Here is a 20,394-nt window from a genome sequence, read left to right on the forward strand (position 1 = left end):
GCACCTCGGGCTGCGGTCGCTCGGGGGTGCGCGCTATGGTCGGAGACGTCCACACGGGAGTCCGCGGCAGCGGGCTGAGAGGGAGCTGGAGCCGCTCCGACCGTTACACCTGATCCGGATCATGCCGGCGAAGGAAGTGATTGGTTGTGCTTCTGCCACGTATTTTTGCCCTGGTCTCCGCCCGCGATGACCTGGCCCTGCTGCCCGCGTTCGCCGAGGCCGGTGTCGCCGGCTTCCAGGTCCGCGACAAGGACGCGACCACTCGCGAGCTGCTGGCTCTGACGGCGACCGTGATCGAGCGGGTCGGGGCGTACGACGCCCGGGTGATCGTCGACGACCGGCTCGACGTGGCGCTCGCCTCGGGTGCGCACGGCGTCCATCTCGGCGCTTCCGACCTCCCGCTCGACGAAGCCCGGCGGATCGCCGACGCGGTCGCTCCCGGCCTGGTCATCGGCGCGACCTGCCGCGACCGGGCCGCGGTCGAGGCGGCCGCCGCCGCGGGTGCGGACTACGCAGGTTTCGGGCCGGTCTTCGCCACCAGCTCCAAGGCCGGGCTGCCCGACCCCCTCGGGGTCTCCGCCGTCGCAGACGCTGCCGGCGTCCTGCCGCTGATCGCGATCGGTGGGATCTCGGCGGAGTCGGCCGGGGCGGTGCGTGCCGCCGGCGCCCACGGGGTCGCCGTGATCGGCGGGCTCTGGCGACAACCGGACCCACATCGAGCCGTGAAGGAGCTCGTGGAAGCGGTCGGCTGATGCGGGTGCGGATCCTCGGTGCCGGGATCGTCGGGCTGGCCGTGGCCGACGAGCTGATCCGTCGCGGGCACGAGGTCGAGGTCGTCGACCCGTCGCCGGGCTCGGGCGCGTCCTACGCCGCGGCCGGCATGCTCAGCCCGGCCGGCGAGGCCTGGTACGGCGAGGAGGACCTGACCCGGCTCTGCCTGTCGTCCCTCGCGCTCTGGCCCGACTTCGCCGCCCGGCTCGGGGTGCCGGTGCACACCCGCGGGACGCTGCTGGTCGGCGTCGACGCCGGGGACGTCCAGCAGGTCGAGCGGCAGCTCGCGGTGCTCGATCTCGCCGGCGTCCCCTACGAGAGGCTGCTACGTCGCGAGCTGCTCGCCCGCGAACCCGGGCTCGGCCGGGTCGCCGGCGGGGCCTTCCTCGCCGAGGACCATTCCGTCGACCCGCGCGCGGTCGTCGCCGCGCTGCTCGATCGCCTCGGGGACCGTGTTGGTCTCGACACGGATTCGTTCGTTCCTCACGAATCCGGCTCGACCAGCGGTTCTGTCGGTCGATCCGCGACCAACACGGTCGCCGACATGACCGTGATCGCGACCGGTTCGCGGCTGCCCGCCCCGTACTCCTCCCTCATCCGGCCGGTGCGCGGCGACGTGGTGCGCGTGCGGACGCAGGAGCCGGTGGAGCGGACGGTGCGGGCCTGGGCGCACGGCGAGCAGGTCTACGTGGTGCCGCGGATCGACAGCGACGAGGTCGTCATCGGGGCCACTACCGAGGAGCGTGACGGTCCGATGCTGCCGACCGTCGAGGGTGTGTGGCGGCTGCTCGACTCCGCCCGCCGGGTGGTGCCGGCTCTCGACCGCGCCGCCGTGGTCGAGGTGACCTCGCGGGACCGCCCGGGCACCGCCGACAACCTCCCGCTGGTCGGCCCGACCCACGAGCCGGGAGTCATGCTCGCCGCCGGTGCCTACCGCAACGGCGTCCTGCTGGCGCCTCTCCTCGCGCAGCTGGTGGCCGACCACATCGAGACAGGGTCAGTGGAGCCCGCGGTGGATCCGCGCCGGTTCCGGATGAAGGAGGACGGATGAAGATCACCGTGAACAGCGAGCCGATCGAGGTCAGCGGCACCGTCGCCGACCTGCTCGAGGCGAGGACCGGCGACCGGCGGCCGAGCGGGATCGCCGTCGCCGTGGACGAGGAGATCGTGCCGCGCGACGACTGGGCGCGTCGGCCGCTCCAGGACGGCGACGTCGTCGAGATCGTGACGGCGGTGCAGGGCGGATGAGTGTGTTGAAGATCGCCGGCCGCGAGCTCTCCTCGCGCCTCTTCCTCGGCACCGGCGGCCTGCCCCACCTCGCCCTGCTCCCCGATGTCATCGACGCTGCGGAGCCGGGCCTGGTGACGGTGTCGATGCGGCGTACTTCCTCGACGGCGGCCGGCGGGCTGCTGGAGACGCTGCGCGCGGCGGCCGTCCCGATCCTGCCCAATACCGCCGGCTGTCTCTCGGCGCGCGAGGCGGTGCTGACCGCCGAGCTGGCCCGCGAGGCGCTGGAGACCGACTGGGTCAAGCTGGAGGTGATCGGCGACGAGACCTCGCTGATGCCCGATGCTGTCGAGCTCGTCGAGGCCGCCGAGCAGCTGGTGCGCAAGGGCTTCACGGTCCTTCCGTACGCCACCGACGACCCCGTCCTCGCCCGCCGGCTCGAGGACGCCGGCTGTGCGGCGGTGATGCCGCTCGGCTCGCCGATCGGCTCCGGGCTCGGCATCCTCAACCCTCATGCCATCGAGGCCGTCGTGGCCGCGGTGTCGGTGCCGGTGGTGCTCGATGCCGGCGTCGGGACCGCCTCGGACGCGGCCCTGGCGATGGAGCTCGGCTGCGCCGCCGTCCTGGCCGCCACCGCGGTGACCCGCGCCGACGACCCGGTCGGGATGGCTCGCGCGCTGCGGCTGGCGGTCGCGGCGGGGGAGGCCGCCCGCGGCGCCGGGCGCATCCCGCGCCAGGCGGTCGCCCGCGCCTCCTCGCCGATGGCGGGCCGGATCGCATGAACGCGCTGCCGCGACTGCTCGTCCTCACCGACCGTTCCCAGCTGCGTCTCGGTCGCGGGCTGCTCCCGACACTGGCCGAATGTGCGGAGGCGGGGCTGACCCATGTGGTGCTCCGCGAGCTCGACGAGCCCGCCGAGCAGCGAGCGAGGCTGGCCGCGGCAGCGGCCGACCTCGGCCTCGTGGTCATCGCCGCCCACGGCCCGCTGCCCGGAGCGGCGGGGGTGCAGCTCCCCGCCGGCGGGGGTAACACGGTACCCGCTGTCACGCCGTGTTACCCCCAGGGCCGCAGCTGCCACAGCCCCGCCGAGCTCGCCCGGGCGGCCGAGGAGGGGTTCGACTACGCGATGCTGAGTCCCTACGCGCTGACCGAGTCCAAGCCCGGGTACGGGCCGCCGCTGGGGCCGGAGGCGTTCGCGGACCTGCCGCTCCCGACGTACGCGCTCGGCGGGATCACGCCGGACAACGCTGCCGAGGCCGTGGCAGCCGGTGCCCATGGCGTCGCCGTGATGGGTGCGGTGATGCGCGCCGAGGAGCCGGGACAGGTCGTGCGCGATCTCCTTGCCGCCCTCGCCGCGACGGGGGTGGCCCGATGAACCCGCCGGTCGCGCTCACCGTCGCCGGCACCGACTCCGGGGGAGCGGCGGGTACGGCGGCCGATCTGGCCACCTTCGCCGCCCTCGGGGTCCACGGAGCGTGCGTGATCACCGCGGTCACCGCCCAGGACACGACGGGGGTCAGCGACATCCACGCCGTCCCGATCGCCACCGTCGAGGCCCAGCTCCACGCCGTGTTCGACGACCTCCCCGTCGCGGCGGTCAAGACCGGCATGCTCGGCAGCGCCGAGGCGGTCGAGCTCGTCGCGCGCGTCTGCGCCGACCGCCCGCTCGTCGTCGACCCCGTCCTCGTCGCCACCTCCGGCGCGGTCCTCGGCGGAGAGGACGTACGCCGCGCCTACCTCGACCACCTCCTCCCCGTCGCCACCGTCGTCACCCCCAACCTCGACGAGGCCCGGGCGTTGCTCGGGCACGACGGGGCGCCCGACGAGCTGGCCGAGGAGCTCGCCGGGCTGAAGCCGGCGGTGATCGTCACCGGAGGAGACCCGGCCGCCACCGGGGAGTGCACGGACTGGTTCGCCGAGCCCGGCAGGCCGGCGATCCCGCTGACACATCCGGCGATCCCCACCGCCAACGACCACGGCACCGGCTGCACCTACAGCTCGGCCCTGGCCGCCCACCTCGCCCACGGCGCCCCGCTGCACGAGGCGGCCGAGCAGGCCGCTGCGTACGTCACCCGGCAGCTCGCCACCAGCCGGCACTGGACCCTCGGCCGCGGCCGGGGACCGATCGCCCACCTCGCCACCCACCAGGTCAGCCCGACAAGCACCAAGGAGACCGCATGACCGTCCACCCCGCCCACACCCGCCTCGAGCTCGGCGACCTGAAGGTCCCGGTGACCCGGGTCGCGCTCACCAACGGCGAGACCTTCGACCGCTACTGCACCGAGGGCCCGGGATCCCAGCCGGAGCAGGGCCTGCCCCCGCGTCGCGACGAGTGGATCCACGAGCGAGGCGACACCGAGACGTACGAGGGCCGCCGCACCGAGCTGCTCGACAACGGCAAGGCAGCCGTACGCCGCGGCGCGGCCCGCCAGGAGTGGCAGGGCGAGCGCCGCGCCCCGCGCAAGGGCACCAACATCACCCAGATGCACTACGCGCGCCAGGGCATCATCACCAAGGAGATGGCCTACGTCGCGGTGCGGGAGAGCTGCGACCCCGAGCTGGTCCGCGAGGAGGTGGCCGCGGGCCGGGCGATCATCCCCAACAACGTCAACCACCCCGAGTCCGAGCCGATGATCATCGGCAAGCGGTTCCTGGTGAAGATCAACGCCAACATCGGCAACTCCGCGGTCACCTCCTCCATCGCCGAGGAGGTCGACAAGCTCACCCACGCGATCACCTGGGGCGCGGACACGGTGATGGACCTGAGCACCGGCGACGACATCCACACCACGCGTGAGTGGATCCTGCGCAACAGCCCGGTCCCGATCGGCACCGTCCCGATCTACCAGGCCCTGGAGAAGGTCGACGGCGAGGCCGACAAGCTGACCTGGGAGGTGTTCCGCGACACCGTCATCGAGCAGGCCGAGCAGGGCGTCGACTACATGACGATCCACGCGGGGGTCCTGCTCCGCTACGTCCCGCTCACCGCCAACCGCGTCACCGGCATCGTGTCCCGAGGCGGCTCGATCATGGCCGGCTGGTGCCTCGCGCACCACCAGGAGAGCTTCCTCTACACCCACTTCGACGAGCTCTGCGAGATCTTCAAGCAGTACGACGTCGCCTTCTCCCTCGGCGACGGCCTCCGCCCGGGCTCGACCGCCGACGCCAACGACGAGGCCCAGCTCAGCGAGCTGAGGACGCTGGCCGAGCTGACCGAGAGGGCCTGGGAGCACGACGTCCAGGTCATGGTCGAGGGCCCCGGCCACGTCCCGCTCAACCTGGTGAAGGAGAACGTCGACCTCCAGCAGGAGTGGTGCCACGGCGCGCCGTTCTACACGCTGGGCCCGCTGGCCACCGACATCGCGCCGGGCTACGACCACATCACCAGCGCCATCGGCGCGGCCACGATCGCGATGCACGGCACCGCGATGCTCTGCTACGTCACCCCCAAGGAGCACCTCGGCCTGCCGGACAGGGACGACGTCAAGACCGGCGTGATCACCTACAAGCTCGCCGCCCACGCCGCCGACATCGCCAAGGGCCACCCGGGCGCCCGCGACCACGACGACGCGCTCTCCAAGGCCCGCTTCGAGTTCCGCTGGCGCGACCAGTTCGCGCTGTCCCTGGACCCGGTCACCGCGGAGAGCTTCCACGACGAGACCCTGCCGGCGGAGGGCGCCAAGACCGCCCACTTCTGCTCCATGTGCGGCCCGAAGTTCTGCTCGATGAAGATCAGCCAGGACGTACGCGACCGCTTCGGTGGCAACGACGGCGCGTCCCCCGAGGAGATCGAGGCGGGGATGCTGGAGAAGTCCAAGGAGTTCGCGGCGGCGGGGAGCCGGGTGTATCTGCCGCTCGCCGACTGACGCACCGTCGCCCGTCTCTCAGGGTTGAACCTGAGAGACGGGCGAGACCTGCGCCGATAGCATTCAGGATCATGGGACTCCCTGAACCGCACCCCGGCCAGCCCCGCCGAGCCGACCTGCGCGTCAGCGATGCCGATCGCCACGCGGTGGCCGACATCCTGCGCGAGGCCGCGGGCGAGGGCCGGCTGGACATCGACGAGCTCGAGGAGCGGCTCGAGGAGACCTACAAGGCCAAGACGTACGCCGACCTGGAGCCGATCACGCAGGACCTGCCGGTCGCGGGGCGGGCGCCGGTGCTGCCACCACCGGCCGCGGCGCCGGCCGCCGGCGCGGTCCCCGTCGTCTACAGCGGGGGCGAGGCGAACGACAGCGCCAGCGCGTTCCTGAGCAACGTCGAGCGCAAGGGCTTCTGGGTGGTTCCCCAGCATCTCTCGGTCAACGCGGTGCTGGGCGACGCCAACATCGATCTGCGCGAGGCGCACTACTCCGCGCGCGAGGTGGTCATCAACGCCACCTCCGTCCTGGGCAGCGTGAAGGTCACCGTGCCGCCCCACGTGCACGTGATCGTGGAGGGCAACGGCGTCCTCGGTGACTTCAAGGAGCCGTCGGCGAAGGTGCCCGAGATGCTCACCGCGGACTCGCCGGTGGTGCGGGTGCGCGGCATCGCAGTGCTGGGCGACGTGACCGTCAGGCGCCGGGGACCGCGTGGCCCGAAGCGCACGCTGAGGCAGCATCTCGGCCTGGAGTAGCCATCGATCGAATGCCATCAGGGGGATTACCGAGGCGTACCTCGGAGCCCCGCACTAGCATTCGCCCCATGGGAACGACCCCCGAGCCATTTCGCGGACAGAATCCTGATCCGAATCTCCGGATCAGCGATGCCGACCGCCACAAGGTGGCCGACATCCTGCGCGAGGCCGCGGGCGAGGGCCGCCTGGAGATCGACGAGCTCGACGACCGCCTCGAGGCGACCTTCAAGGCCAAGACGTACGCCGACCTGATCCCGATCACCGTCGACCTGCCGGCAGCGGGCACCCCGGCGCCGCCGGTCCCGGTGTCGAAGCCCGCCACGGGCAACAGCCCCGCGGTCTTCGCCGACAATCCGATCGAGAGCCAGCTCTATGTCGCGATCATGAGCGGCGTCGACCGGCGCGGGATCTGGACGGTGCCGGCGACCGGCAACGTGATCGCCCTGATGGGCGGCGCCGACCTCGACATGCGTCAGGCGCAGTTCTCCGCGCAGGAGACCGTGATCTACGCCAACGCGATCATGGGCGGGGTCAACATCACCGTCGGTCCCGATGTCCAGGTCGTCATGCAGGGCGTCGGCATCATGGGCGGCTACGTCGGTCCGCGCGGGATCGAGCCGACCGGCGGTCCGGTGCTGCGGGTGAAGGGTCTGGCCCTGATGGGTGGCGTCACCGTCATCCGCAAGCCGCTGAAGGAAGCGAAGCGCTCGCGGCAGCTGAAGATGCCGCCGCACGAGCTGCACTAGCACCACCAGCTCGGGGGATGGTCCGCTCCGCGGACCCATTTTGTCGTGCCTGGAAATGAGGCACTAACCTCGCTTGAACCAGATATAGTGCAGTTAGATACTAGACAAAGGAGTCTCGGGATGAAGCCGAAGTGGAGCGCACTGCTGGGCGCCGCACTCCTGGCCGTCGTGGCCCTGATCGCCGGTCTCCTGGTCCTCGGCCCGAAGACGGTGGCCGCCGGTTCTGCCGCCGCCGACCCGTCGGCAGCGCCGGTCGAGGACGCGGCGGAGCTGGCCGCCACCACCGACGAGCGCCGCAACATGATCCTGATCCTGATGGACGACTTCTCCCTGGAGCTGCTCCGCACGATGCCGGAGGCGACGAAGATGGCCGCCGAGGGCGCGACCTACCAGAACTCCTTCGTCATCGACTCGCTCTGCTGCCCCTCGCGCGCGGCGCTGTTGACCGGGCAGACCCCGCACCACACCAAGGTCCTCACCAACACCCAGAACGACCCGGAGCACCCGGTCGGCGGCTGGTCGGCCTTCCAGCGCTACGGCAACGTCGAGAAGCAGTTCAGCATCGGGCTCCAGAAGGCCGGCTACACGACCGGGTTCGTGGGGAAGTACATCAACGCCTACGAGGCCACCATCGGCCCCGACGGCAAGCGCGTCCCGCCGCCCAAGGTGCCCGGCTGGGACTCCTGGAACGCGCTCCTCGGCGGCGCCTACGGCGGCTGGGGCTACCAGACCACCTACCTCGACAGCGATGGCGACGTGCAGCTGCACAACCACCCGCAGCCCGCGCGGAACGCCTCGGTGCAGGAGAAGGACGCGGCGTACGCCACCAACGTCACCCGCGACTACGCCCTCGACTTCATCAACGCGCACCGCGACGGCGAGAAGCCCTACTTCCTCGAGATCGCCGCCTACGGACCGCACTCGCGGCTCGGCCACCACTACCCGGGCCTGGACACCTGGTTCCCGCCCGCCTTCGCCGACCAGGCGCCCGCCGGTAACCCCGCGGGCGGCAACTGCGGCCGGGTCGCGTGCGCCGACCTGACCCTGAAGGACCTCGTCGGCTACGGCGACGACCGCGGGGACAACGCCCCGACCTACCTCGGCCGCGGGGGACGTACGTCGCAGGCCCCGGCCTGGCGCACCAACAAGGTCTCGCTGAGCGACGAGACCGCGCTCAGCCAGTACCGCGACCGGGCCCGGATGGTGCAGTCGATCGACCGGATGATCACCCAGGTCCGCCAGGCCGCCGGCGAGGACACCTACATCGTGCTGACCTCCGACAACGGCTTCCACCTGGGCCAGCACCAGCTCAACGGCGGAAAGGGCGCTCCCTACGACTCCGACACCCGTGTTCCGCTGGTCGTCGTCGGCCCCGACGTGGTGCCCGGCAAGCGCAGCCAGTTCGTCAACAACATCGACCTCGCGCCGACGTTCCTCGACATCGCGGGTGCCCCGACCCCGCCCTACGTCTCCGGGAGCTCGTTCGCGCAGTCCCTGAGCCGGCCGCGGCTGCCGGGCGGGAAGTACGCCTTCTTCGAGCACACCTACGCCAAGTCGCACCCCGGCGAGGTCGACCTCGACAGCGGCTCGGGCGGCACCATCGACATCATTCCGTCCTACATCGCCGTGCGCGGCTCGCAGGGGCTGCTGGTCCGGTTCGACCTGGACAAGTCCTGGAAGGGCACCGACTACGCCTACGAGCTCTACCGCTACGACCGGCCGTGGGAGGACCGCAACGTCTTCGCCGAGGACCACGCGAAGCCGTACGCCCGTGACCTGATGCGCCGGCTGAACGCCTACGAGGGCTGTGCCCCGGCTGTGTGCCGGGCTTTGACCCGCTGATTCCGGATCTGGGCTAAGGTGTCTCCGCCGGGGCCGATGTGGCCCCGGTCACTTCACAACGGATCGTCCGGCACGTACCTGCCGGTGAAGGAGACAACGGAATCATGGCAACAGTCAGCTTCGACAAGGCGCAGCGGTGGTATGCCGGCGCCGACGAGCCCGCCGTCAAGGGCATCGACCTCGAGATCAAGGACGGCGAGTTCATGGTGCTCGTCGGCCCGTCCGGATGCGGTAAGACCACCACCCTGCGCATGCTCGCCGGGCTGGAGGAGGTCAACTCCGGTTCCATCAGGATCGGCGACCGCGACGTCACCAACGTGGCGCCCAAGGACCGCGACATCGCGATGGTCTTCCAGAACTACGCGCTCTACCCGCACATGAGCGTCGCCGAGAACATGGCGTTCTCGCTGAAGATGGCCAAGGTTCCGAAGGCCGAGCGTGACAAGCTCGTCGCCGAGGCCGCCAAGACCCTGGGTCTGACCGACTACCTCGACCGCAAGCCGAAGGCGCTCTCCGGTGGTCAGCGCCAGCGCGTCGCCATGGGCCGTGCGATCGTCCGCCAGCCGCAGGTCTTCTGCATGGACGAGCCGCTCTCCAACCTCGACGCCAAGATGCGCGTGCAGACCCGCACCGACATCGCCAAGCTCCAGGCCGACCTCGGCATCACCACCGTCTACGTCACCCACGACCAGGTCGAGGCGATGACGATGGGCGACCGCGTCGCGGTGATGAGCAACGGTGAGCTGCAGCAGGTCGACACCCCGCTCAACCTCTACCGCAAGCCGGTCAACCTCTTCGTCGCCGGCTTCATCGGCTCGCCGCAGATGAACCTCATCAAGGCCACCGCCGCCGACGGCGGCGCCAAGATCGGGGAGTACGTCGTCCCCGTGGGCGCCTCCGACATGCCCAAGGAGATCACCATCGGCGTGCGCCCGGAGAGCTTCCGGGTCATCGGCGAGGGCCAGGGCGGGCTGCCGGTCCAGGTGACCGTCGTCGAGGAGCTCGGCTCCGACTCCTACGTCTACGGCACCAGCGACGTCGAGGGTGTCCCGTCGACCCTGATCGTCCGGGTCTCCTCCAAGGACCAGGTCAGCAAGGGCGACACCATCTACGTCACCACCGACCCCGAGGACGTCCACGTCTTCGACACCGAGTCGGGCCTCCGCGTCAACTGACGCTCAGTGCTGCTGGTTCATCCGAGCCAGCATCGCGTTGTAGGCATCGAGGGCCTCGTCGCTGTCGGGATCCACGGATCCCGGCTCGGCGGGGCCCTCCGCCATGCCCCGGGCGCTCTCCTCGGCGAGCCGGCTGCTGCGTACGCCGTCGAGGAAACGGCCGGTCATCTTGGCCCGGCGTTCGGCCGATGAGACGACGGCGATGACGAGGCCGATGGCGAGCAGCATCATGCCGCCGTCGCCGCCGGCCCACATCAGACCGCCGGCGGTCTGGATGTCGCGCACCGCGTCGGGCGCCCACTCGGGTCGGGCGGCGGAGTAGACCGGGTAGAGGTCGCGCTCGGTCTGCAGCATCACGATCCCCACGATCGTGTCGGGCACCATGCCCACGACGAGGAGCGCGATCCGACCCAGATAGGGCAGGTCGGAACGGACCTTCTCCTCGCCGATCGTGCCGGTGAGGAAGAGGAAGCCGGCGACGACGTACGCCACCTGTTCGCCGACCATCAGCGCCGTGCTCTGCGCCATCGAGTCCATGAAACCGGACAGGTGGGTGCCGATGATGACCACCGAGTAGAGCAGGGTGCCGGTGACCGGGTGGACCAGGACGGTGACCGGGAGCGAGCGCATCGCCCGCGCGGCCCGCGGGCCGGTCTCGGCGATGACGGTGAGCGGGTGACCGAGCACCAGGAGGGTCGGCACGATCATGATCAGCGTCAGATGGAGCACCATGTGCATCCAGGCCAGCGCCATCGCATAGGCGTTGATGGCCGAGGCGACCACGACGTACATCAGCGCGAGCCCGGTCAGGAACGACGCCACCCGCCAGCCCTTGACCGTCGAGGCCGGACCGGCGGCGTTGCGGAACGTGAGATAGCCCGCGCCGAGGATGACCGCGGCGAGCAGCCAGCCGGGCTGCAGACTCCAGGTGGTGAAGAACTCGGACCAGCCGAGCGCGGGCAGGGAGCCGTGGTCGTGCATGGTGCTCACGGTATCCCCGGGGCGGGAGCGAGGGCGATTCTGCGGGGCCTGTGCGGACGGCCCCGGCGCGCATCCGCTAGGCGGAGACGGCGCGGTCGGCGCGGTCGGCGGTGCGGCGCACGACCTTGATGAAGGCCGGCCACAGCGCTCGGGGCAGGTCGTGGCCCATGCCCTTGAACAGGGTGATCTCGGCACCGGGGACGGCGGCGGCGGTCGCCCGGCCGCCGGAGACGTGGACCATCTTGTCGGTCAGCCCGTGGATCACGCTGAACGGGACCTTGATGCGCCCGAGGTCCGCGGTGCGGTCGGGCTGGGTGAGGACGGCGAGCATCTGCCGAGCGACGGCGGGCCCGCTGACGCCGCGGTTCCAGGTGTCGATCGCCCGCCGGCGTACCTCGTCCTCGGGCTCGGGGAAGCCGGGGGAGCCGATCTGGAGGCCGCCCTTGATCTGGCGCTCGATGTAGCCCTCCAGGCCGGGCTTCTTGATGACCAGCGCGGGCAGCAGGGTCGGGTGCTGGAAGCCGACCCCGCGACGGCCGGTGGTGGACATCGTCGAGCAGACCGAGCGCACCCGGTCGGGGTGGCGGATGGCGAGGGTCTGGGCGATCATCCCGCCCATCGACACGCCCCACACGTGGGCGGAGTCGATGCCGAGATGGGTCAGCAGCGCGGCCGCGTCGTCGGCGAGGTCGTCCATGGCGTACGGCGACGTCGTCGGCAGCCCCACGAACGCCCGGGCCAGCCTCGCGAGGGTGATCCGCTCGTCGGACTGATGCGGCGAGGAGTGGCCGATGTCGCGGTTGTCGTAGCGGACCACGTAGAACCCGGCCTCGGCCAGCAGCTCGCACAGCTGGGTGTTCCACCAGGTCATCGGCCCACCGAGCCCCATGATCAGCAGCAGCGGGTCAGCGCCGGGGTCGCCGAACGTGTCGTACGCCAGCTCGACCCCTCCGGGGAGGAAGGCGGTTGACTCGGTCGGCTCGGCGGCGGTGGTCATACACCGACTTTACCGGGTCAGGCCAGGTCGACCGGTTCGCCGACGACGAAGCCGTCCCAGTCGCTGATGTCTTCCTGGTCGATCTCGATCGCGGGTCCTTCGACGACGAGGCCGACCGCCCCGGGGGCCTTCGGATAGGTCTGGAAGTGGGCGGTCAGGTCACCGTGCGAGAGCCGCAGCGAGTTGCCGCTGGGCGTCGGACTGAACTCCTCGAGCTCGTCGCGCAGCGCATCGAGCGGCTCCTGGTGCTCCGTGACGAAGTCTGCCTGGACGTCGTACTTGTACGACTTGTACGTGTCCGAGGTCCCCTTCTGGGCCACGCCGTCGTAGGCCTCGGTCGCCTCCTCCGGGGACGTGGCGAGTGTCGTGGAGGCAACGGCCGACAGCTCACGTGCCCACGCGAGCACGTCGTCTCGCTGCTGCTCCAGCTCGGGGTAGGTCTGGTCGCTCACTCCACCACATCCTCCGGCGAGCAGGATCGTCAGTGCCGCGGCGGTCGCGGCCAGGATCCGGGCGGTCATGAGCCGTCCGTGTCGGGGCTGGTCGGGGTGCGGTCGCTCTCGGGGTCGACCGGACCGCGGTACCACGGGTCGTGCACCTGCCCGGCGCGGACGACGTCGCCGTACTGGCCGTTGACGATGTGGGCCATGTTGGCGAGTGACTCCGTGTCGTGGTCGTAGTACTTGACGTGGTCGTCGATGTTGGGGATCGACCCTCTGCTGGTGCTCTCGGCCTGGAAGCGTACGGCACCGAAGTCGTCCTCCGCCGGGTTGTGGCCGAGGCCGGCGCCGGCCATCTGGGCGACGACCCCGCCGAGGGGGCCGGTGAGCACCCCTGCGCCGATGGCCGCGGGACTGACCCAGCCGGTCTGCCCCAGCCGGCCGACGAGGTCCTCGCTGTTCGTGCCGACGAAGACGTGTCCCGAGCCGACGCCGAGGTCGTCGGCCGAGTCGGCATCGTCGCCGGCGCCGGGACTGCCCAGCAGGACGACGTCGTCGGCACCGGGGTGGTGGTCGGTCATGGCGTGGGCGACGGTGGTGGACCCGTAGCTGTGGCCGATGGCGGTGAGGTGGAACTCGTCGGAGCGCATGGCGTTGAGGCCGTCGAGGGTGTCGGCGAGCCGCTCGCCGGCGGCGGCGGCCATGCCCTCGGTCGCGACCCCGGCCGAGTCGGCTCCGCTGGGTGCGTCGTAGCCGATCCAGAACATGGTGGCGGTGCTGGTGCCGCCCTCGAAGGACACTGCCTGATGGAGATTGATCACGTTCTCGGCATTCGACTGGGCCGACTCCATGTCGGTGGTCAGGCCCGGCACGCTGACCGATACGTTGCGCGCCGTGTCGAGGTCGCCGACCGCCATCGCGACCCGTCCGTCGCCGCCGAAGGCCATCGGGTCATAGAGGTAGACCTGGGCCTCGTAGTGCTCGTTCGTCATCGGGTCCTTGGATCTCTCGATCTTGTCACGCGCGACGTCTGCGGCCTTCGCGTTGTCGTAGCGGGTCTGCTCGTCGTCGGTGCGCTGGTCCTCGGGGATGGCGCCCAGCTCGGCGAGGTCACGGTCGAGCGAGATCGTGTTCGCCTCGCTGCGGGCCGCCGCCGGGATGCCGTCGGTGTTGCCCACGATCTCGGGGTCGGCAGCGATCATGGCCGCGCGCTGCTCCTCGGTGAGCCCGTCCCACCACGCCTTGACGGCCTTGGGATCCTGGCCAGGCGGCATCGAGTCCCTGGCAGCGTCCGCGGGGTCGGCGACCCCGGCGTACTTCTGGTCGATCTGTGTCTCCGTCATCGCCCCGCGGAGCGCGGCGGTGACCTTGTCTTCGCTGGCCTTGAGGTCCTCGGTCCACTTCACCAGATCCGATTCGTACGCCTCGATCTGGCTGGTGCAGCGGTCGCAGTCCGCCTTGAGGAGCTGGAGCTCGGCCTCGTCGGTCGGCAGCGGATTCGCCCGGGCGGCGAGCGCGGCGGCCTCGCGGGTCAGGTGCTCCCGGTCGCTCTGGAGCCGTTGATGGCGCTTCTCGAGATCGACCAGGTCGTCGCCGTGGCCCAGGACGGCGTTGGCTGCGGCGCGCAGCGCCAACGAGCAGGCGTCCGCGTGCTTGCCGATGGGACTGAGTGCCTGGGCGTACGCTGCAGCCGCCTGGCCGTCGAGGAGGCCGGAGTCCTTGGCCTTCCCCCCGACGAACGAGCCATGGTCGTCGAAGATCGACGACGACGTCCGCAGGGTGCTCCCCGTCTCGTGGACCTTCTCCCCGTCCCCCTTGAACTCAGGCGTCTCGCTCGGCGTCGGGGGTAGGGAGATGGTGATGGTCACCGGGTCTCCTTGATGCTGTTCAGCACCAGTGATGCGTTGACGTCGGTCTTCGCGTCGGCCTCGAGGATGTCGAGTGCCGTGCTCCTCAGCCCGTCGGCCTGGGTCTCGGCGGAACGCGCGGACCGTGCGGCGATCGCCTCCCACGCCTTGATGAACTGTTCGACCAGGCTCGCGACGGTCGGCGTGAATCCACCGGCCCCGGCACCGTTGATCTGCTTCGCCACGGCGGTGAGATGGAGATTCTCGGTATCCCACGCGGTTGCCGTGGACCGGACCTTGGCCGGTTCGACGTGAAGCGTCATGTCAACGCCTCCCGTACGCCCGGCGCGGGATGGAGGACCTGGCCGGTCACCGTCACCACGAGGGCGTGATGGCTCTCGGACCAGGTGCCGACGATCTGGACCTCCGGTTGCGAGGCGGTCCATCGGTGGAAGGCCTTCACCGCGAGCGTGGAGTGCCACCTCGCGTCTCGGAACCCCTGGTCCAGGCCGGCCAGGATCGCGCCGCCGTCGGCAGCTCTCGCCTCGAGCTGGGCCCAGCGGCGTACGTCGTCGCGGTTGTAGGTCTCCCACCTGGGGCCGTCCGAGGTGGGCTCCGGGAGGCGCGCGGCGATGGCGGCGACGGTTGCGTCCACGGCTTCCGCCGACCGGCTCAGCTCGTCAGCCGTCGCCTCGGGGGATGGCTCGGGAGGATCTTCCGGCGGCAGGATGACGATGTCGACGTCGGGGCGGCGTGCCCGCAGTGCAGCGAAGAATGGGTCCGTCACGTCGATGCCTCCCGGAACGACATACACCTGAGACGCTCATCAATGCTCGTGTCGCACCACAAGATAGCAACAAAAGGGCACTGTGGGCGGTCGCTCCGACGACTCGGGTGGGGACTTCGGGGACCCCGAGGACAACGAGAAACGCGGCAAGGACCAGGAGGTCCTTGCCGCGTCTGTCCGGCGCACTCGCCGGCCGAGGATCAGAAGTCGATCGCGCTGTAGGCCTTGAGCTTGGCGAGCTGGTGCTCGGAGGTGACCTTGCGGATGGTGCCCGAGCGGCTGCGCATCACCAGGGAGTCGGTGACGACGGCGCCGTGCGGGAGGTACTGCACGCCGCGCATCAGGTCGCCGTCGGTGATGCCGGTCGCGACGAAGAAGCAGTCGTCGCCGGTGACCAGGTCGTTGGTGTGGAGCACGAAGTCGGGGTCGAGGTTGTGGCCGGCGCCGAGGGCACGCTGGCGCTCCTCGTCGTCCTTGGGCCACAGCCGGCCCTGGATGGTGCCGCCCAGGGCCTTCATCGCGCAGGCCGCGACGATGCCCTCGGGGGTGCCGCCGATGCCCATCAGTAGGTCGGCGCCGGAGCCGGCGCGGGCGGCCGAGATGGCGCCGGCCACGTCACCGTCGACGATGAACTTGATCCGGGCGCCGGTCTCGCGGATCTCCTCGACCAGCTTGTCGTGGCGCGGCCGGTCGAGCACGATCACGGTGATGTCGGAGGCCGTGGTGTCCTTGGCCTTCGCCACCGCGGCGATGTTCTCGGCCACGGGGAGGCGGATGTCGACGACGTCGGCGGCCTCGGGACCGGTCACCAGCTTCTCCATGTAGAAGACGGCGCTGGGGTCGTACATGCTGCCGCGCGGGGCCACCGCCATCACCGCGACCGCGTTGCTCATGCCCTTGGCGGTCAGGGTGGTGCCGTCGATCGGGTCGACCGCGACGTCGCACTCCGGTCCGGTGCCGTCACCGACCTGCTCGCCGTTGAAGAGCATCGGGGCGTTGTCCTTCTCGCCCTCGCCGATCACGACGGTGCCGTTCATGGCGACCGTGGAGATCATCGTGCGCATCGCGTTGACCGCGACACCGTCGGCGCCGTTCTTGTCGCCCCGGCCCACCCAGCGGGCCGCGGCCATCGCCGCCGCCTCGGTCACGCGCACCAGCTCCAGGGCCAGGTTGCGGTCAGGAGCGGTGGGGGCGACGCCGAGCGGCTGGGTGTCGTTCATGGGTTCAATCTATCGGCCGGGGGCGGTGAAGCGTCCGTGGTGTCACTTGATCGATCCAGAGACAAGCCTCACAGCGAAGCCCGACTGCGGGTGCTCCAGAACCTGCTCGGTGGGGCCGTCCTCGACGATGTGACCGTGCTCGATCACCACCACCCGGTCGGCGAGCGCACGGGCGTCGGCGGCGTCGTGGGTGACGATGATGGCGGTCCTGTCCTCGAGGGCGGTGCGCAGGGTCTGGCGCAGCGCGGGACGTACGTCGACGTCGAGCGAGGCCATCGGCTCGTCGAGCAGGAGCAGCTCCGGGTCGGCCGCGAGCGCCCGGGCCACCGCCACCCGCTGGGCCTGGCCGCCGGAGATCTGGGACGGCTTGCGCCCGGCGAGCTTCTCGGCGCCGATCTCGGTGAGGTGGCGGAGGGCGAGCTCGTGGGCCTCACGGCGGCGTACGCCTCGGGCCCGGGGAGCGAAGGCGACGTTGGCCAGCACCGACAGGTGCGGGAAGAGGAGCGGGTCCTGGGCGAGCAGCGCGACGCCGCGGGCGTGCGGGGGAGTGCCGTCCAGGTCGCGGTCGCCGAGGCGTACCTCTCCCTCGTCGGGACGCAGGAGACCGGCGATGACGCCGAGCAGGCTCGACTTGCCGGCACCGTTGGGGCCGGTGAGCGCGATCGTCTCGCCGGCGGTCACGTCGAGGGTGACGTCGATGCCGCGCTGGGCGATCACCGCGCGGAGGTGCAGAGAGCTCACAGGGCCCTCCCGTGGCGGGCGAAGCCGATCACGGCGACCGCGACGACCACCAGCACCAGCGAGAGCGCGACGGCCGCGTCGGGGTCGTCGACGCGGAGCAGGTAGACCTGCAGCGGCATCGTGCTGGTGACGCCGGGGAGGTTGCCGGCGAAGGTGATCGTGGCGCCGAACTCGCCCAGGCAGCGGGCGAAGGCGAGGACGGAGCCGGAGAGCAGGCCGGGGCCGACCAGGGGGAGGGTGACCCGCCGGAAGACGGTGGTCGGGCGCGCGCCGAGCGTGGCCGCGACGGCCTCGTAGCGGGTGCCGCTGGTGCGCAGGGCGCCCTCGAGGCTGATCACCAGGAACGGCAGCGCGACGAACGTCTGCGCCATCACGACGGCGAGCGTGGTGAACGTGATCTGGATGCCGATCAGGTCCAGCGACTGCCCGAGCAGGCCACGCCGGCCGAACGTGTAGAGCAGCGCCAGCCCGCTGACGACCGGCGGGAGCACCAGCGGGAGGAGCACCAGCGAGCGCATCAGCCCCTGGCCGCGGAAGCTGGTGCGGGCGAGGACCGTGGATAGAGGTACGCCGAGGACGATGCACAGCAGGGTGCTCGCCACCGCGGTGCGCAGGCTGAGCCAGAGCGCCTCCAGGGCGGAGGGCGAGGTGATCAGCTCCGGGAAGCTCGCCAGGTCGACGCGGAGGATGATCGCGGCGAGCGGGACGATGATGAACGCCGCGGCGAGGGCCGCCGGGAACCACAGCCAGCGTGGCATGCCGACGGACGGACCGGCCCCCCGCTGCCGGTCCGTCCGACTGGACCTCCCGAGAAGATCAGGGCTGGCCGAAGCCGGCATCGGACAACACCTTCTGTCCCGCCTCGCTCAGCACCAGGTCGACGAACTCCTGGGCGAGGTCGGCATCGTCGGCGCCGTCGAGGGTGCTGATCGGGTAGGTGTTCACGACCTGGTCGGACTCCTCGAACTCGACGCCCGTCACGGTGTCGCCCGCGGCGGTCACGTCGGTGACGTACACGAGTCCGGCGTCGGCGTCACCGGAGGTGACCTTGGCGAGCACGTCGCTGACCGACTGCTCCTCGCTAACCGGCTCGATGTCGACACCGGTCTTCTTCTCCATCTCGGCGGTCGCGTTGCCGCAGGGCACCTCGACCGCGCAGACGACGACCTTGGAGCCCTCCTTGGCCAGGTCCTGGAAGGCGGTGATCTTGGCCGGGTTGCCGGGCGGGGTCGCGATCTCGAGCGTGTTGGAGGCGAAGTCCTGCGGGTCGGTGGCCAGGTCGCCGAGCTTGTCCATGTTCTTGGTGTCGGCCGAGGCGAAGACGTCCGCCGGCGCGCCGTCCTCGATCTGGGCCACGAGGTCCGAGGAGCCGCCGAAGCTGGTGGTCACCTTGACCCCGGGGTGGTCCTTCTCGAACTCCTCGGCCAGCTCGGTGAACGTGTCGGTCAGCGAGGCGGCCGCGAAGACGGTCAGCTCCTGATCCTGCGTGTCCTCGCTCGAGCTCCCGCATCCGGCGAGTGCGAGCAGGGCCGTCACCGCGACGACGGTGGAGATGGTGGTCTTCGTGATCATGGGCGCTCCACTACGACGTTGGTTGACTTGATCGATGCCACGGCGCTGACACCGGGCTCGAGCCCGAGCTCGGTGGCGGCCTCTGCGCTCATCAGCGAGACGATCCGGTAAGGCCCGCAGACCATCTCCACCTGGGCCATCACGGTGTCCAGGGTGGTCTTGGTGACGATCCCGAGCATCCGGTTGCGGGCACTGACGGCCTTCGCCCGGTCCGGGTTGGGGGCATCGGCCAGCTCCGTGGCCAGCTCGGCGAGGACGATGCCGTCGATGACCGCGCGACCGTTCTCCGTGGTCGCCTCGATCCGGCCCGCGTCGATCCAGCGGCGCACGGTGTCGTCGCTGACGCCGAGAAGATCGGCGGCCTCGGCGATGCGGTACGTGGTCACCGGAGGAGTATCGCATCTGCGGATCATTATTGGTCAAGATGTCCTCATCTGCGGAACAAGTTGTGGTGCTGGTCGAGCCTGTCGACACCACGATTCGAGGGAACATCGGTCGAGTGGGACCATGGAGGGCGTGAGCGACACCGATCAGCAGCAGCCCGCCCAGCCGTCGAGTCAGCCGACGGGTGAGCAGCCGGAGGTCCCGGCACGCAGCTACCCCCGCACGTTCGGGGCCCTGATCGGGTCGATGATCTTCCTGCTCGTCCTCGTCGTCCCGATCGTCCTGATCGTGCAGTGGCGCGGCAACCTCGAGCGCGAGGTCAGCGGTGCCAACGAGACCTACAAGGCCGACTGGGCCGAGGCCGTACGCAGCGCCCAGGTCGCCGACCTCGACGTCGTCTACCCGCGTGAGCTGCCCTCGGGCTGGTACGCCAACACCGACCCGTCCTACCAGGGCGGCGAAGAGCCCGCATGGACCATGTCGTTCGTCAAGGGTGAGACCTCCTACGTCGGCCTGGAGCTGTCCACCCGCTCCGCGCAGGCGCTCGCCCAGAAGAACGTCGACACCCAGGCCAAGAAGGGCGACGAGGTCAACATCGACACCGACGTCGCCACCACCTGGACCGAATGGTCCGACTCCGGCGGCGACACCGCCTACTCCGCCGAGGTCGACGGCCAGACCCTCATGCTCTGGGGCCCCAAGGACGGCGACGTACGCGACTACCTCACCCTCCTCACCACCGACTCCCTGAAGTAGGACCCCCGTCGGTCGAGCCGTCACCCCCGTCGGTCGAGCCGTCACCCCCGTCGGTCGAGCCGTCACGTACGTCGGTCGAGCCGCCGCCCCCGTCGGTCGAGCCGCCGCCCCCGTCGGTCGAGCCGTCGCCTACGTCGGTCGATGCGTCACGTCCGTCGGCCGAGCTGTCGCCCCCGTCGCTCGAGCCGTCGCCGGCGCTGGTCGAAGCGTCACGTAGGTCGGCCGAAGCGTCACGTACGTCGGTCGAGCCGTCACTTACGTCGGCCGAGATGGCAGTGCTGTGACAACTGGAT

At 70.6% G+C, this 20,394-nt stretch carries 23 protein-coding genes and 1 riboswitch; of the genes, 12 read left to right on the forward strand and 11 right to left on the reverse strand.

What is annotated here, in order from left to right:
* Positions 1–43: 43 nt before the first annotated feature.
* A riboswitch (TPP riboswitch) is annotated at positions 44–153 on the forward strand.
* The 11 genes from thiE to ACZ6WN_RS25505 all read left to right on the forward strand — a co-directional run bounded on the left by thiE (position 147) and on the right by ACZ6WN_RS25505 (position 10,376).
* Complete coding sequence (thiE, locus tag ACZ6WN_RS25455) at positions 147–752, forward strand: thiamine phosphate synthase (RefSeq protein WP_465868705.1); 606 nt, start codon at positions 147–149, stop codon at positions 750–752. It overlaps the preceding riboswitch by 7 nt.
* On the forward strand, positions 752–1,822 hold the full coding sequence (gene thiO, locus ACZ6WN_RS25460; RefSeq protein ID WP_465868707.1) for a glycine oxidase ThiO: 1,071 nt from the start codon (positions 752–754) through the stop codon (positions 1,820–1,822). The genes thiE and thiO overlap by 1 nt, the downstream gene beginning before the upstream one ends.
* On the forward strand, positions 1,819–2,019 hold the full coding sequence (gene thiS, locus ACZ6WN_RS25465; protein WP_465868709.1) for a sulfur carrier protein ThiS: 201 nt from the start codon (positions 1,819–1,821) through the stop codon (positions 2,017–2,019). Before thiO ends, thiS begins: the two co-directional genes overlap by 4 nt.
* Entirely contained in the window at positions 2,016–2,780 is a 765-nt protein-coding gene (locus ACZ6WN_RS25470) for a thiazole synthase (protein WP_465868710.1), read from the forward strand. Before thiS ends, ACZ6WN_RS25470 begins: the two co-directional genes overlap by 4 nt.
* Entirely contained in the window at positions 2,777–3,373 is a 597-nt protein-coding gene (locus tag ACZ6WN_RS25475) for a thiamine phosphate synthase (RefSeq protein WP_465868711.1), read from the forward strand. Before ACZ6WN_RS25470 ends, ACZ6WN_RS25475 begins: the two co-directional genes overlap by 4 nt.
* A complete protein-coding gene (gene thiD / locus ACZ6WN_RS25480) occupies positions 3,370–4,179 on the forward strand; it encodes a bifunctional hydroxymethylpyrimidine kinase/phosphomethylpyrimidine kinase (protein WP_465868713.1) in 810 nt (269 codons plus the stop codon). Before ACZ6WN_RS25475 ends, thiD begins: the two co-directional genes overlap by 4 nt.
* A complete protein-coding gene (thiC, locus tag ACZ6WN_RS25485) occupies positions 4,176–5,864 on the forward strand; it encodes a phosphomethylpyrimidine synthase ThiC (protein WP_465868715.1) in 1,689 nt (562 codons plus the stop codon). The genes thiD and thiC overlap by 4 nt, the downstream gene beginning before the upstream one ends.
* Before the next feature lie 71 nt (positions 5,865–5,935).
* Positions 5,936–6,613 carry a DUF1707 SHOCT-like domain-containing protein gene (locus ACZ6WN_RS25490; RefSeq protein WP_465868716.1) on the forward strand — a complete coding sequence of 226 codons (678 nt, stop codon included), beginning with the start codon at positions 5,936–5,938 and terminating at the stop codon, positions 6,611–6,613.
* Between the two features lie 68 nt (positions 6,614–6,681).
* A complete protein-coding gene (locus tag ACZ6WN_RS25495) occupies positions 6,682–7,359 on the forward strand; it encodes a DUF1707 SHOCT-like domain-containing protein (protein WP_465868718.1) in 678 nt (225 codons plus the stop codon).
* Between the two features lie 120 nt (positions 7,360–7,479).
* On the forward strand, positions 7,480–9,201 hold the full coding sequence (locus ACZ6WN_RS25500) for a sulfatase-like hydrolase/transferase (RefSeq protein WP_465868720.1): 1,722 nt from the start codon (positions 7,480–7,482) through the stop codon (positions 9,199–9,201).
* Between the two features lie 104 nt (positions 9,202–9,305).
* On the forward strand, positions 9,306–10,376 hold the full coding sequence (locus ACZ6WN_RS25505) for an ABC transporter ATP-binding protein (RefSeq protein WP_465868722.1): 1,071 nt from the start codon (positions 9,306–9,308) through the stop codon (positions 10,374–10,376).
* A gap of 3 nt (positions 10,377–10,379) precedes the next feature.
* On the opposite strand, the gene ACZ6WN_RS25510 is transcribed toward ACZ6WN_RS25505, so the two are convergent.
* The 11 genes from ACZ6WN_RS25510 to ACZ6WN_RS25560 all read right to left on the reverse strand — a co-directional run bounded on the left by ACZ6WN_RS25510 (position 10,380) and on the right by ACZ6WN_RS25560 (position 19,347).
* Complete coding sequence (locus ACZ6WN_RS25510; protein ID WP_465868723.1) at positions 10,380–11,357, reverse strand: cytochrome c oxidase assembly protein; 978 nt, start codon at positions 11,355–11,357, stop codon at positions 10,380–10,382.
* A gap of 76 nt (positions 11,358–11,433) precedes the next feature.
* The gene (locus ACZ6WN_RS25515; protein WP_465868724.1) at positions 11,434–12,354 is read right to left on the reverse strand and encodes an alpha/beta fold hydrolase; all 921 of its coding nucleotides are present in this window, start codon (positions 12,352–12,354) and stop codon (positions 11,434–11,436) included.
* Positions 12,355–12,371: 17 nt separating this feature from the next.
* The gene (locus ACZ6WN_RS25520; protein ID WP_465868725.1) at positions 12,372–12,875 is read right to left on the reverse strand and encodes a hypothetical protein; all 504 of its coding nucleotides are present in this window, start codon (positions 12,873–12,875) and stop codon (positions 12,372–12,374) included.
* Positions 12,872–14,662, reverse strand: a complete 1,791-nt coding sequence (locus ACZ6WN_RS25525; protein WP_465868727.1) for an alpha/beta hydrolase — start codon at positions 14,660–14,662, stop codon at positions 12,872–12,874. Before ACZ6WN_RS25525 ends, ACZ6WN_RS25520 begins: the two co-directional genes overlap by 4 nt.
* Positions 14,659–14,964, reverse strand: coding sequence for a hypothetical protein (locus ACZ6WN_RS25530; protein ID WP_465868729.1), 306 nt, complete (start codon positions 14,962–14,964; stop codon positions 14,659–14,661). Before ACZ6WN_RS25530 ends, ACZ6WN_RS25525 begins: the two co-directional genes overlap by 4 nt.
* Positions 14,961–15,428, reverse strand: coding sequence for a hypothetical protein (locus ACZ6WN_RS25535; RefSeq protein WP_465868731.1), 468 nt, complete (start codon positions 15,426–15,428; stop codon positions 14,961–14,963). The genes ACZ6WN_RS25530 and ACZ6WN_RS25535 overlap by 4 nt, the downstream gene beginning before the upstream one ends.
* 200 nt (positions 15,429–15,628) lie before the next feature.
* Positions 15,629–16,648: a class II fructose-bisphosphatase gene (gene glpX / locus ACZ6WN_RS25540; RefSeq protein ID WP_465868732.1), complete on the reverse strand. Its 1,020-nt coding sequence runs from the start codon at positions 16,646–16,648 to the stop codon at positions 15,629–15,631.
* 42 nt (positions 16,649–16,690) lie between these two features.
* Complete coding sequence (locus ACZ6WN_RS25545) at positions 16,691–17,389, reverse strand: sulfate/molybdate ABC transporter ATP-binding protein (protein WP_465868733.1); 699 nt, start codon at positions 17,387–17,389, stop codon at positions 16,691–16,693.
* Positions 17,386–18,147: an ABC transporter permease gene (locus tag ACZ6WN_RS25550; RefSeq protein ID WP_465868735.1), complete on the reverse strand. Its 762-nt coding sequence runs from the start codon at positions 18,145–18,147 to the stop codon at positions 17,386–17,388. The genes ACZ6WN_RS25545 and ACZ6WN_RS25550 overlap by 4 nt, the downstream gene beginning before the upstream one ends.
* A 58-nt stretch (positions 18,148–18,205) precedes the next feature.
* Positions 18,206–18,961, reverse strand: coding sequence for a molybdate ABC transporter substrate-binding protein (gene modA, locus ACZ6WN_RS25555; RefSeq protein WP_465868736.1), 756 nt, complete (start codon positions 18,959–18,961; stop codon positions 18,206–18,208).
* Positions 18,958–19,347: a TOBE domain-containing protein gene (locus ACZ6WN_RS25560; protein ID WP_465868737.1), complete on the reverse strand. Its 390-nt coding sequence runs from the start codon at positions 19,345–19,347 to the stop codon at positions 18,958–18,960. Before ACZ6WN_RS25560 ends, modA begins: the two co-directional genes overlap by 4 nt.
* Before the next feature lie 130 nt (positions 19,348–19,477).
* Between ACZ6WN_RS25560 and ACZ6WN_RS25565 the strand changes: the two genes are divergently transcribed.
* Positions 19,478–20,101 (forward strand): DUF4245 family protein, encoded by a 624-nt coding sequence (locus tag ACZ6WN_RS25565; protein ID WP_465868739.1) that lies wholly within the window; start codon positions 19,478–19,480, stop codon positions 20,099–20,101.
* Positions 20,102–20,394: the final 293 nt, after the last annotated feature.

Source organism: Nocardioides sp. NPDC054178 (assembly GCF_055585005.1).